Below are 13,717 nucleotides of genomic sequence, written 5' to 3'. Positions count from 1 at the left end.
CATCCGGTTATTTTCAATAGGATTGTTCACGTCTCATGGCCAAGGAGCAGCAGTGAAATATCAGAATGAAATATATATAGATCTCCCCCGGGAGCGCGTGATCCGGATATTTAGTGACCCTGCCCATATGGAGCAGTGGCAGGAAGGTTTTCAGCGGCGGGATCATCTTGAAGGGGAGCCCGGCAAGGCTGGATCGCGCACCAGGATTAAGTACAAACTGGGGAAGGATGAGCTGGAGATGGAAGAAGAAATTCTCAGCGAAGAACTTCCGGAACGGATACGGTACCTATTCAGGGTTCGGGGTGTGGAAAACAGCTGTGAAAACCAATTCCAATCCCTTGAAGATGGAGGAACCCGGTGGATTCAGGTTAATGAATTCCGCATGCGGGGGTTCATGAAACTCATGGCGTTTTTTGCACCCGGGGCCTTCAGGAAGCAGACTGAAGAGGATATGAAACGGTTCAAGGTATATGCGGAATCCCTTGGCAGCTGAGACCCATATGCGCTGAGGACATTATGCCAGGTTCCTGGGATAATTCCGGTCCTGGTTCCTGGTGTAATTCCGTCGCTTAGTGTAATTCCGGGAGCTTAAATAATTTTCTGAACTGCAGGGCAGCCTCAAGTTCAGGATAAAGTACTCTCAGCATGCTGTGAATGTAGCCGCTTTGCTTCGGCAGAAGGATTTTTCCCCCCATGAGCCACAGGATGGGAGGGTTTTCATTCAAGCGCTCATGGTCACCCATCTTATGTTTTGCGATATCGAAGAGAATATCCCGAATGGTACCGGGGCTCAGGCCTCCCTCCTCTTTTCCGGTCTGAATGCCCTGAAGCAGTTTCCGGTCCTTCTCCCGGATTTCCCGGAACAGGGAATCCACCGTGTAGTATTCAGTCCGGGGAATTCCGTACGCTTTTGCCACAGCTTCAAACACTGCTATGCCTCCTGAGCGTATCTTTCTCAGGGTATCCGGAAGAGCATCGGAGATGATGGCTTTTCCCTGATCCTCAATCTTGGCAATCCGGTTTTTTGAATCTTTGGCGGGATCAATATAATATTCCAGCCCGCTCACATCTCCCAGAATCCGCATGCTGTCCAATCTGCCCAGGTTACGGGAGTAATCAAGACTTTTCCTGCTGAAATCCATAAGATGGGGCAGCGGGAGGCTGTTTTTAATGTAGAGAATCCGGCGGTTTTCCGGATCCGGTCGGCGTACCATGCCGTAGGCCGAGATATCTATGATCACTAAATCTCTGTAACCCCTTTCAGTAAGCATGGACCACGGCAGATTATCCCACACCCCGCCATCGGTGAAACGCTTTTCCTCAATCTTTGCCATTTTGAACAGGGGAAACGACGCACTGGCATAGAGATACTCCGGAAGACTCCCCGGTTCCATTTGATCCAGAAAAATCTTCAGAGGCCGGAACTTTGAAATCCCGAAGGTAACAATGCCCAGATCCACACCCGACTTCCGGAGTTTTTCCTCCTTGCTCCGTTCGCGGAGCATTTTCAGCAGAGGAGATGAATCTAGACCGCCTGATCGCCTCACCTCCTGGAGAAGGGTTACGGTTTTCCGCCAGGACAGTTTGGAGAAGTCTTCCCCCTGAAGAGACTCGGGAAGAATCAATACATCCTGAATGCCCAGGTTGGACCACAGCTCGACGGCAAAATCCCAGTCATTCTGAGCCATGAGGGTTGCATTCAAAGCCCCCACACTGGTTCCGGTAAACCCGTCAAAACGGAAGCCGTGCTTCCGCAGGGTTTCCCAAACCCCGATTTGATATGCCCCACGTGCGGCACCGCCTGCCAGCACCAGTCCTGAGTGATAGCTCCGTTTCGATGTTTTTCCTGTTCTGAAGATTCCCATATCAACAGTATGCTTCCACCACTGAATCCGGGCAAGGGGATTTATTCATTCTTCATGCTGGTATTCCCCTTTTCTGAGTTGTATGATTACTACATGAGGCGATTTCATTTTATCTCAGCCGGTGCTGTTTCACCGAAAGAAGCGGGAGCCGGGTGCTTGGTATTAAATATTCCATTACTCCTCCTGCTGATCCTGGTACTCTCTCTTCCTCTTTTCACCGTTTCCTGTAATGTGTTTGATCTTGGGGGACCATCACTGGCTTGGTACGTTCGGGAGGGCGGCGACGGATCGGGCAACACCGTGTATCCGGGGAGCCGGGTTGCGCTGCAGCTGGAATCCAGGGAGTCTTCGGTTCCCCAGCTCATATACTGGTCGGTACGCATGCCGGGAGAGCAGGAATTCAGCCCTCTGGATGCTCTCAATCAGGGGGTCGGCGGTCCCAGGAATCCGGTGAACTTGCTGCTGAATACCCCGGGAAGCTATGATATTCGAGCCCAATACAGTTTCAACCAGTCAAATTTTTCCGACCCGGTGTTCCAGGGGGCGGTGGTTACCACTATTCCCGCCGAATACCCTGATGATCCCGGAGGAGCCTGGCCGGCCGGATCTCCGGAGCACCGTCATACTGGAGAGTATCTCGGCAGCTACGTGCTGACAGGTGAGTATAACGGCGGGACAGGAATAGAAATATCCTTCCGGCTCTCTGCTCAGCGTATTGCCGAAATACTGCCCCTGGAGTCTACCAGTGCAGGGGATCCAAATACAGCCACCGATCCCGGACTGGTCGTCCTTGGAGAGGCGGATATCAGTCTGAATTCAGGGAGTGAAACCGGGACAGGCGCGCAAATATATGCTCTGAGTTACCCCCCCGGCGGGTACCCGGGTTTTTCCCCGGAAGATCTGGCGGTATATATCCCTCTGGAACCTTCGGGATCGTTCCCAAGCTTATTGGAACCGGCGGCGCTGCTTCTCAGAATCCCTATGGGACTGGAAACCCCTGAGATCAGCAAAAATGCCCTCTGGAGTCCGAATTCCGGGAATCTCCAGGATGATTTTCTGGAAAGCTGGGATCTTCTTTTTACCTCCCAGGCCGCTCCTCTGGAGGATCTTTATGCCGATCTATGGCTTGATGAGTACAAATACATACACCCGGAATTTTAAAAACCACCAGAGAAAAACACCAAAGGAAATCACCAGGGGAATCACCAGGGGAATCACCAGAGAAAACCACCAGAACAAGCCGCCAATAAAAAACCTCCCGAAGAGGCCACCATTAGAAACCACCTGAGAAACTAATTGGCCGGATGCACCCCCTGCTGACCGGATTCACCCCAGCCAAATTTGTGGCGCATTTAGGCTCGTGATGCATCCTATTCCGGGAAATCAGATCATGTGCCCCGGGCCGTTTTCTTCTGCCCCCTGAGCTGCCGTGACTCTTGTCCTCCTTTCACCCTTTGTGGTACAGCTTCATTCTGTCTTATTCGCAGGATTTCCCGGTCAGAAGTTCCGGTTCCTGAAATTCTGCGCCTGGAAAAAGGAGCAGCTAGTGATTTGGGGAGTTCTACTTGCCCTGGGCGCTGCCGGCGCATGGGCCCACAATTCAATATTCTATACATTTTCCGGTAAACGGGTTGGATCGGGAACCACCGCCCATATCAGACTGTGGATAGCCCTCCCGGTAAGCCTGATGATCCAACTGATGATTACCGGAAGCTTCCTCCCTGCGCTTTCCGGCAGCGCTTCATTTGCAGCGGCGGCGGTGTCGGGGCTGTTTGGCTACGTGCTTGCCGATTTGTTGTTGTTCAGGGCATTTCTGGAAATCGGCCCACGGGATACGATGTTGATTATGACAGGCAGTCCCCTCTTTGCAGCGCTGTTTTCCTGGCTCATGTACGGAGAACGCCTGGCTCCGGGTACCGGAGCTGCGGCTCTGCTTATTCTCTCAGGAATCGCGTTGGTGGTGAGAGATACCTCCCCCGCAAAGACCGAAGAACCCCGGGGCAACAGAAAGGTCCTTGGAGTGCTGTTTGCCGCGGGGGGAGCATTGGCCCAAGCCCTGGGCATTGTGGCATCCAAGTTCAGTATTAATGCGGGAGACAATCCGGTGGAGATAAATGTGGTGCGACTGCTGGCAGGACTTCTGGGACTGCTGGTCTATGTGGGGTTCCGTGGAACTCTTATTCAGGATTTTCGGAAGATGAAAGACCGCCGCGCCCTGGGATTCATTGCCTTTGCCGCGGTTGTTGGGCCGTCCCTGGGTGTCATGGGAAGTCTCTATGCGGTGATGTTTATCCCTGTGGGGTTGGCTGCGGTTCTTATGCAAACCACCCCTTTGTTTCTCTTCCCTGTTGAACACCTTCTGTTTCGCCGTAAAGTCACTCTCTGGGGCGTTTCCGGCACCCTGCTTTCCCTCACGGGAATAACTCTGCTTCTGCTGCTGTAGCCCGGCAGCTGTGCTATTGGGCGGCCGGGGAAACAATGATCCAGTCCGCCTGAAACGGCAGCTCTTCACGGGCTATGGTCGGCTTTTGGCCCTATTGGTTCAAATTCAACTCCCCCTTCAGCAGCCTTGCGGCTTCACCGGCTGTCATTTGAAGGTGGATGTCGGTAATTTCAGATGTGAACGCCGAAGTCTGGGGGTTTATTTCGATAATATACGCACCCCTGCGGCTGGCCATCACCGGTATTGAGGCTGCGGGATACACTTCACCGGTTGAGCCGATCACTATCATTACATCGCTGCGGTCAACTGCCACAAGGCTGCGCCGCTGGGCTTCCTGGGGAATTCCTTCCCCGAAGAATATGAAATCCGGTTTGTATACACCGCCTTCAGCACTGCGGGGCGGCATTTCATCATCTCCCATTTCGAGGAGATTGATGCTGTCTGCATTAATATATGTTCCGCTGCGGGTACAGAGGAGACGGCGACAGTTACCATGATACTCAACCACGTTTCGGCTTCCGGCCCGGTAATGAAGGTCATCGATGTTTTGGGTAATAAGCATTTTGAGATTCCCCTCATGCTCCAGCTCTGCCAGCCAGTTGTGGGCGTCGTTGGGCTTACTCTTGGCAAAGTTCCGGTAGAATAGATCTCTGATTACCGACCAGGATTCCCCGGGATTGCGGTAGAAGTAATCAAGTTCCAGAATCCGGGGATCATACAGGTTCCACACGCCATTTTCCCCCCTGAAGGGAGGTACCCCGCTTTCCACCGAAATTCCTGCTCCGGTGAATGCGGTGAGGTATCGGGCTTCGGCTATACGCCTGGCTGCCTCTTGTATGCTGCTGTGGGGCATGTGAACTCCTTACGCCGGTGTGACCTGCACCCTGCAGTTTTTCTCTCTTCCCGTTCCGCCTCGCTTCGCTTTGCCAAGCTCCCGGGATTCAGCTATACTTCAGCCCGGGGCACCCGGGTGCATGTTACAATGCACAGTATACATGGTTTCTGTGCGTATCTCGAGGGGTTGCTGTTAGAACCCTCCGTATCAGATTCGTACAAGAGGATTACACTATCACTATGACCGATTTTTTTCAGAGACTGGAAGAGCGAAGCAGGAAAATTAACAGTTTATTGTGCGTGGGTCTGGATCCCCGGCATGCAATTCAGCCGGATATGGGCGCAGCCGACAGCGTCTCAGGCATGATAGAAGAGAACAAGCGGATAATCCAGGCTACAAGCAGGTACGCTCTGGCGTACAAGCCCAATATTGCTTTTTATGAAGCCCTGGGAGCGCCGGGACTTCAGGCCCTGGAGATTACCCTGGAACTGATTCCCGATGAAATCCCGGTGATTCTGGATGCGAAACGGGGTGATATTGGAGCAACGGCTCTGGCCTATGAACGGGCGGTGTTCGGGCATCTGAATGCCGATGCGGTAACTCTGAGCCCCTATATGGGCAGGGATTCGGTTGAGCCGTTTATCAATCACAGTAAGACAGCTGCCTTCATTCTGTGTAAAACCAGCAATCCGGGAAGCGGAGATCTTCAACTGCTGAGCCAGAATAACGGTGATCCTCTCTACCTCAGGGTTGCGGATATTGCCGGATCCTGGGGACAGAATGTGGGCCTTGTGGTAGCCGGCAATGACAGCGATGCGCTCAGGGCTATCAGAGCCAGGCATCCTGAAATGTGGTTTCTCAGCCCGGGAATCGGCGCCCAGGGGGGAAGTATGCTGGAAGCGGTGGAAGCGGGTGTTAACTCCCGGGGAACCGGTATTATCCCGGTGGTTGCCCGGGGTATCTCCCAGGCGGAAGATCCCGAAGCCGCGGCTGCAGCCCTTGTGGCACAGTTGAATGAGGCCGTTGAGAAAGTATTGGCCGGAAGGAAGGCAGACAGGTCCGGGGATGAACTCGGCCGGGGAGACCTGCTTAAGGACCGGGTGCTGGGCGGACTTATTGACGCCCGCTGTTTTCAGACCGGTGAGTTCACCCTGAAATCCGGTGAACGATCTCCCTTCTATATCGATCTGCGTCGGGTTATGTCATATCCCGGCCTTTTGAAAGATGTGGCCAGAGCATATGCCAGACTCATACATCAGCTGCGCCGGGAAGGGAAAGACTTTGATCATATTGCAGGGATCCCTGTTGCGGCCCTTCCTCTGGCAACGGCGGTGAGCATGGAAACGGGTATTCCCATGATTTTCCCCAGGATGAACGCAAAATCCCACGGTACCGGCAACACAGTTGAGGGAAGCTGGGCCAGCGGAGACCGGGTCCTTCTTCTGGATGATTTAATTACCAAAGGTACCAGTAAAATGGAGGCACTGAAAATCCTCAAAGATGCCGGTCTGCAGGTTGAGCATCTGGCGGTACTGATTGAACGGGGAGAGCAGGGGAGGCAGGACATGACCGGTGCGGGAATCGATCTGCGGAGTTTTGCCCGGCTGGATGAATTCCTTCCCCTTTGTGTCCGGAAAGGTCTTATTCAAGAGGATGAGCTGGAATCGCTCATCCAATACGCCCGCAGCTGAGGCTACACATGAATCGTTTACCCCCGGTGATCCGGGAACCTATACAGGGAAACTGCAAAGGGACGCACCATGGAAGAACTTGAAAGCGGCAGTCTGGGAGAAATTCTTTCAGGAATATGGGGGATTCTCAAAGAACCCTTGAGTATCGGAAGCCTGGCTCTGCCCTTTTCCATCGCCGGATTTATTCTTGAATTTCTGCTCCCCCTGTTCGCGGGGATATTTATCCTGCGTTTTCTCAAAAAACTGATCACCGCAAGCATTGAGAAGTCCAAACTCAAAGATCCCATGAAGGAGAAGCTCAGACGCTGGAACCGGATACTTTTTCGGGTTTTGGGCCTGGTGTATCTGATCCTCATTACAACCCTTCTGCTGGGGGCCGAGTTCTTCTCTGTTCTCTCTGCTTTGGGTACGATTCTTAATGACCCTTTTTATTCCAGCGGGGATCTGAAGATTTCAGTGATGACCCTTCTCACTGCAGTGCCGGTGTTTTACCTTGCCAGTCTTGCAGGCAAGGGTGCCCGGAACCTTGTGGAACGTGAGGTGCTTCGGCGGCTGCCGGTGGATGAATCTAGAAAGTTCAGCATTGCCAATATGTCCCGCTACACGGTCATGCTCCTGGTACTCATTATGGGCCTGAGTTTTATCGGTATCGATTTTTCCAGTTTGATACTGGTGTTCAGCGTCCTGGGTATCGGTATCGGGTTCGGCCTGCAGAGCATGGTCTCTAACTTTTTCGCCGGCGCTATTATCATTCTCACCAGGCCTATTAAAGAAGGGGACTTTATTCTTGCAACCACATCAGGGCAAAACCTGGAGGGACGGGTGGTGAAAATTACCCTTCTTCACTCGGTAATTAATACCCTTCTCAATGAGACCATCATCATTCCGAATTCGGAAATTATCGGAAAACCTGTGCACAACTACAGCTACGATAGCCAGGAGGTAATCGTTCCAGCTGAGGTGGAAGTGCATTATGAGAGCGATCTGGATCTGGTTGAGAAGGTATTGGTGGAAGTGGGCCGGGAATGCCCGTACTGGACCGGCAGCACCGACCCCACAATGAGGGTTGCCAGCTTCAACAGTTCCGGCATTGAGGTGGTACTGTATACCCGGATTCTCTATGCTCCGGAGCGCATTGTGGCCATGGCGTGGCTTCGGAAGATGATATGGCGCCGCTTCAAGGAGAATGGCATAGTGATTCCGTACCCTCAGATGGATCTCTATGTGAAAACCCTCCCTCCAGGAACAGAATAGCCCCGCCGGGCCCCCTTCGGCGGTTCGGCGGTAATTCCGGTTTTCCGAAACTATTCCTTGCGGCTGGGCTTTTCCCGAAACTATTCCTTGCGGCTGGGCCGGGGGGCGCATACACTTGAAGGATGAAATTCAAGGATCTGTCCTTTTATTACCGGAAGTTCAAATTCGGGGAAGATAATTTTCACAACCTCATGCGTTTTCGAATCCGCCGAATTCTGCTGGTTTCCACATTTTACGATGCATATATATTTGAACACGACTCCCTTCTCTCGGATCAGCTGGTGGGGGAGTACCATCAGCTGAATCTTACGAGCATACCCAGAATGATTTCCGTTCCCGGTGCCGAGGATGCCCTAGAACTCCTGGAAAAGGAAAATTTTGACATCGTGATCACCACCATGCGCAGCGGAGAGACCGGTTGTTTTGAACTGGCCGAACGGATTCGGGAACTGTATCCCAATATGCCGGTGGTACTTCTTCTCACCAACAAGACGGAGATTTCTCTCATTAAGGATCTGCTCTCCCGTCCCGCCCCCGCCCCGGGAAGTATCGTTTCCGCAAGCGGCGAGGAGTGGAAGGCGTGGAACGGTGTCTTCGATGAGATTTTTCTGTGGACCGGCGGTCCAAGGGTTTTTCTCTCCATTATTAAATCGGTGGAGGATTATTATAATGTGCGCAACGATATCCGGCAGGGGCTGGTTCGCGTACTTCTCTTTGTGGATGATTCCATAGAGTACAGCTCAATTTTCCTGCCCATGCTGTACACCGAACTTATGGAGCAGATTCAGACTCTGATCGCCCATGAGCAGAACAATCATAAAAAATACCTTCGTATGCGTACCCGCCCCAAGATTCTCATTGCACGAACCTATGAAGAGGCCATGAGCATCTATCGTACGTTTAAAAAGAGTATGCTGGGGGTGATCAGTGATATTGAATTTCCGGTTCACGGAAGTACGGACGAGGCGGCGGGCTTTAAACTGGCCGATGAAATACGCACAGAAGATCGATATATACCGATTCTGCTTCAGTCTATGAAAGGTCAGTGGAGGTCCGAAGCCCTGTCTCGGGAAATTCCGTTTATTTCCAAGAAAGACCCGGGCATACGTGACGAACTCCGGCATTTTCTCCGGTTCAACCTGGGATTCGGAGATTTTATTTTCCGTACCGAGAAGGAAACCGAGATCCGCCGGGCTTCCAATCTGAAGGATTTTGCAAGAATTATTAGGGACATTCCCGATGAATCTATTCTTTACCATGCCCGCAGAAATCATTTCTCCACCTGGCTTATGGCCCATGGGGAATTTGAAACCGGTCGAAAAATGCGGGGGAAGCATGCATCGGCATTCACCTCGGTGGAGGATATCAGATCCTTTCTCATCAACAGTTTCATTGCCATCCGGAAGAATCAGAATCTTGGAAATATCGTAGATTTCAGCGAGGAAATTCTAGATGAGCCAGATGTGGTGGTGCGCATAGGGAAGGGAAGTCTGGGAGGGAAGGGAAGGGGGCTGGCGTTTATGAATGCACTGCTTTCCACCATGGATTTAAGCAGCATGTATTCAAGCATGGAAATAACCGTTCCCCGTACCCTGATTATTGCCACAGATGTATTTGATGATTTTCTCGATCTGAACCATGTATCACGCACGAAATTGTCCGGTAGAAGCGATGACGAGATCCGTATGATTTTTGCCTCATCCCGGCTTCCCGGGGATATTGAAGTGCAAATGGAAACCTTCCTGCAACATAGCGTACGGCCATTGGCCGTCAGATCATCCAGTCTTTTGGAGGACAGCCAGGCCCAGCCTTTCAGTGGAGTGTACGAAACCTATATGATTCCCAATTCAGGTGAGAAGCTCTCGCCTAGGCTTGATCAGCTCACCCTGGCAATACGGCTGGTGTATGCCTCGGTGTTTCTGAAACATGCGGTGCAGTACATAGAGAATCTTCAATTCAGTCCTGAAGAAGAAAAGATGGCCATCATCATTCAGGAGGTAGCCGGAGAAATACACGGGGACTATTATTATCCTCAAGTCTCCGGAGTGGCGCAGAGCTGGAACTATTATCCCGTGGGGCCCATGAGTACAAGCGACAAGCTCTGTAGCCTGGCTCTGGGAATGGGCCATGAGGTGGCGGGGGGGAACAGAAGTTATCGTTTCTGTCCCGATTGGCCCGGAGTGCCATATCATCCTCTTGAGGATTCGCTAAAGTATAGTCAAACGCGGTTTTACGCCTTACAAATGGACTGCAATAGGGAAACAATTCTGGCCGGTGAAACACAAAGTCTTGTGAAGCTTTCCCTCCGTGATGCGGAAAAACACGGAACTTTAAAACATATTGTAAGCGTATATGATTCTTCACTTAACAGTCTTTCGGACGATCTTTCCCATCCGGGACCGAAGGTTGTAAATTTCCGGGGGATTATTGAGTATGAAGCCATTCCCCTGGCAGAACTTCTCAAGGACCTCATGGAACTGCTGAAAAAAGCCTTGGGAAGCCATGTTGAAATTGAGTTTGCCGTTGTTTTGCCTCCGGGGAACCGTCTCGGCGGAGAGGAATCTTCAATTCCTCGACCGGCGCTCTCCGGCGAACAGAAATTTGCAGAACCTGCGCAGCGGAGTTTCGGATCCGGGCCTCCCCGGAGACTCCCCCGCTTTTATCTGCTTCAGGTCAGACCGCTGAATGTTCAGGCCGGAGATGGACTCCCCTCGGATGTTCCTGCCGACCGTAAGCGGATAATTTTCTACAGTAATGAGAGTCTGGGCAACGGTCGGCTATCCAATATTTACGACATCCTGGTGGTAGATCCTGAACGCTGGGATCAGCTGAAGACCGATGAGATCAGATCGGAGATTGCATCCTTTAACGAAAAGATGAAAGCACAGGACAGAGAATATATTCTCATCGGTCCAGGTCGCTGGGGAAGCCGGGATAAATACCTTGGGGTTCCCGTTCAATGGCCGGAGATCAGTAAAGCAAGAATTCTGGTGGAATTGGCAGTTGAGAATTACGATATCGATCCAAGCCAGGGGTCCCATTTTCTGCATAATCTTATTGCCATGAATATTGGGTATGCCCACATTCCTCTCAAAGGGCCGGGATTTTTTCGAATGGAAACCCTGGTGAATGCTGAGGAGATTCATGAAATGTCCCAATCTATGGAGAAGGATAACGTATTCCTGCGGCATTTTCGTTCAAACGGGGAGCTGGGCGCCGCTCTTGCGGGTCGCAGCAGCGAATCCATGGTATACATTCCCCATTCCGGGGAAAGCCGATAATTTGATTGGACCGCAGAATAGTTGATGGAACCGCTGGTATGTGAATAGAAAATTCCTAAGGTGTCAGCATCTTGAAATTACTACACACCTGACGAGTTAATACTACTACAGAAGTAATAACGCTCCGCTTGTAGCCGGATTTTTTCCATCAAAATGGGGAACAGGGGTTATACTGTGGTCATGAACAGCTATGCACAGACAGTTCTTGACCAGCTTACCCGTAAGTATCATTGGGAGCCTGAATTTCTTCAGGCCGTGGAAGAGGTTTTGCAGACCTTGTCTCCTCTGTTATCTGAAGAACCCAAGTATGCCCGTTACCGAATTCTCGAACGAATAGTCGAGCCTGAGCGAATTATTATGTTCCGGGTGCCCTGGGTGGATGACCGGGGGGAGATTCGAGTGAACAGCGGTTTTCGCGTTGAGTTTAATTCCGCATTAGGCCCTTACAAGGGTGGGCTGCGTTTCCATCCCTCGGTGAATTTGAGCATTCTCAAGTTTCTTGGATTTGAACAGACATTTAAAAACAGTCTGACCGGTATGCCCATGGGAGGCGGCAAGGGAGGCAGTGATTTTGATCCCAAGGGCAAGAGTGAAATGGAGGTTATGCGTTTCAGTCAGAGTTTTATGAGTGAGCTTTTTCGTCACATCGGTCCGAATACTGATGTACCTGCGGGAGATATCGGGGTTGGCGGCCGGGAGATCGGATTTCTGTACGGACAATACAAGCGTCTTCGCCTTGAGAACACCGGCGTATTAACCGGAAAAGGAAGAGATTGGGGAGGTTCGCTGATCCGGCCTGAAGCCACGGGCTACGGTTCCATGTATTTTGCCAAAGAGATGGTGGAGGCAAGCGGAGACTCCATGGAAGGTAAGCGGATTTCTGTCTCAGGTTTCGGAAATGTTGCCTGGGGTGTTTGTAAAAAAGCGTCCGAACTGGGTGCCAAAGTTATCACAATTTCCGGTCCCGATGGATTTATTCTCGATGAAGAGGGAATCAATACCGAAGAGAAATGGGAATATCTATTGGAACTTCGGGCCAGCAATAATGATGTGGTGGAACCCTATGCTGAAATGTTTTCAGCCAAATTCTTTCCTGGAAAACGTCCCTGGACGGTTCCTGTGGATATGGCCGTTCCCTGTGCAATTCAAAATGAACTAGATGGTGATGATGCGGAACAGTTGATTAAAAACGGGGTGAAATATGTTGTGGAGACCAGCAATATGGGGTGCACTGCAGATGCTGGGGTGAAATTTATTACCGCCAATGTACTGTTCGCCCCGGGAAAAGCCGCCAATGCGGGTGGGGTGGCCACCAGCGGACTGGAAATGAGCCAGAATGCCATGCGTCTGGCCTGGACCCGGGAAGAGGTTGACGAGAAACTTCACCGCGTCATGATAAATATCCATGAGAGCTGCCGGCAAGCATCCGCATCAGTGGGCTATGAGGGAAATTATGTAGTGGGAGCAAATATTGCCGGATTCAAAAAAGTGGCGGATGCCATGATCGATCAGGGAGTTGTGTAGAAAGTTTCCCGGGAAATACCCGGGGAGATGCTTTGATGAGTCGGGCGAAAATCACATGTAAAGCATACATACAATTATATGTGTCATTCGTCTGAGAATTCTGATGGGCTGTTGGGGAGGCATATAGCTGAGTTCAGCTCAGCTTAACCTCTTCTCCGGCCAGGACCTTGCTCAGGGGTGAACTGGAATCTTTATCCATTACCCGTGCAAGGGTTATTCCATCGAAAAAGCGGTTGATGTGATCGCTTGCTTCCCGCCAGACATCGTGAACCAGACAGGTATCCACCTTGGCACATTCAAACTCGCCGTTATCGTTGCATGTGCTGCAGGGGGTGAGATCCAGGCCTTCGTCCACGGCTTCGAAAATATCCTTCACCGAAATCTCTTCAGGATCCTGATTAAGAATAAAGCCTCCGCCCGGACCCCGGACTGAATTGATTACCCCTGCCTTTTTCAGGCGGAAGAAAATCTGTTCCAGAAACTCTGGAGAAATTTCCTCTTCGGCGGCAATGACCTTGATTGCTTTGGGTCGATCCTGAGGCGAAAGTGCAAGATTTGTCATGGCCCGTAAAGCGTAGCGGCCTTTGGTTGTTATTCTCATAAATAGTCTCTTCTTATGGGTATTTTCTTTTTATTATCGTTTAACTCTACTTTAGATTTCCTGAATTGGCAAGTCATAATTGGTCAGGTGATTATCCGGATTTTCAGCACACAGGGAGCTGCCGTTGGATGGTCCTGTTGGTAGACGGACCATGAGCCATATGACCCTGGAGGCGGCCGATCCGTGGGGTAGAGGGGTCTGGAGGTGGCCGGTCCTGGAAGCA

Annotated in this window: 10 protein-coding genes; 7 read left to right on the top strand and 3 right to left on the bottom strand. The window is 51.4% G+C overall.

Going from position 1 to position 13,717, the window contains the following annotated elements; genetic code table 11:
- Nucleotides 1-52: 52 nt before the first annotated feature.
- A complete protein-coding gene (locus AC52PS_RS05775; RefSeq protein ID WP_495562094.1) occupies nucleotides 53-493 on the top strand; it encodes an SRPBCC family protein in 441 nt (146 codons plus the stop codon).
- Between the two features lie 76 nt (nucleotides 494-569).
- Here the strand turns inward: AC52PS_RS05775 and AC52PS_RS05770 are convergent, their stop codons facing one another.
- Nucleotides 570-1,865, bottom strand: coding sequence for a patatin-like phospholipase family protein (locus AC52PS_RS05770; RefSeq protein WP_495562093.1), 1,296 nt, complete (start codon nucleotides 1,863-1,865; stop codon nucleotides 570-572).
- A 93-nt stretch (nucleotides 1,866-1,958) separates the two neighbouring features.
- On the opposite strand from AC52PS_RS05770, the gene AC52PS_RS05765 reads away from it, so the two are divergent.
- Both AC52PS_RS05765 and AC52PS_RS05760 read left to right on the top strand, forming a co-directional pair.
- Nucleotides 1,959-3,026 carry a hypothetical protein gene (locus AC52PS_RS05765; protein WP_495562092.1) on the top strand — a complete coding sequence of 356 codons (1,068 nt, stop codon included), beginning with the start codon at nucleotides 1,959-1,961 and terminating at the stop codon, nucleotides 3,024-3,026.
- Nucleotides 3,027-3,411: 385 nt separating this feature from the next.
- Nucleotides 3,412-4,308 carry an EamA family transporter gene (locus AC52PS_RS05760; RefSeq protein ID WP_495562091.1) on the top strand — a complete coding sequence of 299 codons (897 nt, stop codon included), beginning with the start codon at nucleotides 3,412-3,414 and terminating at the stop codon, nucleotides 4,306-4,308.
- Nucleotides 4,309-4,399: 91 nt separating this feature from the next.
- Here the strand turns inward: AC52PS_RS05760 and AC52PS_RS05755 are convergent, their stop codons facing one another.
- Nucleotides 4,400-5,161 (bottom strand): SIR2 family NAD-dependent protein deacylase, encoded by a 762-nt coding sequence (locus AC52PS_RS05755; RefSeq protein ID WP_495562090.1) that lies wholly within the window; start codon nucleotides 5,159-5,161, stop codon nucleotides 4,400-4,402.
- Between the two features lie 221 nt (nucleotides 5,162-5,382).
- Here AC52PS_RS05755 and pyrF point away from each other — a divergent pair, with 221 nt between their 5' ends.
- The 4 genes from pyrF (at nucleotide 5,383) to gdhA (ending at nucleotide 12,893) form a co-directional block, all read left to right on the top strand.
- Nucleotides 5,383-6,834: an orotidine-5'-phosphate decarboxylase gene (gene pyrF, locus AC52PS_RS05750; RefSeq protein ID WP_495562089.1), complete on the top strand. Its 1,452-nt coding sequence runs from the start codon at nucleotides 5,383-5,385 to the stop codon at nucleotides 6,832-6,834.
- Between the two features lie 69 nt (nucleotides 6,835-6,903).
- On the top strand, nucleotides 6,904-8,088 hold the full coding sequence (locus AC52PS_RS05745; protein ID WP_495562088.1) for a mechanosensitive ion channel family protein: 1,185 nt from the start codon (nucleotides 6,904-6,906) through the stop codon (nucleotides 8,086-8,088).
- A gap of 122 nt (nucleotides 8,089-8,210) precedes the next feature.
- Nucleotides 8,211-11,369, top strand: a complete 3,159-nt coding sequence (locus tag AC52PS_RS05740) for a PEP/pyruvate-binding domain-containing protein (protein WP_495562087.1) — start codon at nucleotides 8,211-8,213, stop codon at nucleotides 11,367-11,369.
- A 180-nt stretch (nucleotides 11,370-11,549) separates the two neighbouring features.
- Nucleotides 11,550-12,893 (top strand): NADP-specific glutamate dehydrogenase, encoded by a 1,344-nt coding sequence (gene gdhA, locus AC52PS_RS05735; protein ID WP_495562086.1) that lies wholly within the window; start codon nucleotides 11,550-11,552, stop codon nucleotides 12,891-12,893.
- A 133-nt stretch (nucleotides 12,894-13,026) separates the two neighbouring features.
- Here gdhA and AC52PS_RS05730 read toward each other — a convergent pair whose 3' ends face one another.
- Nucleotides 13,027-13,494 (bottom strand): RrF2 family transcriptional regulator, encoded by a 468-nt coding sequence (locus AC52PS_RS05730; RefSeq protein ID WP_495562085.1) that lies wholly within the window; start codon nucleotides 13,492-13,494, stop codon nucleotides 13,027-13,029.
- Between the last annotated feature and the right edge of the window lie 223 nt (nucleotides 13,495-13,717).

The organism is Salinispira sp. (assembly GCF_059431795.1).
The sequence above is the reverse complement of the archived record's forward strand: the minus strand, read 5'-3'. Positions and strand labels throughout refer to the sequence as shown.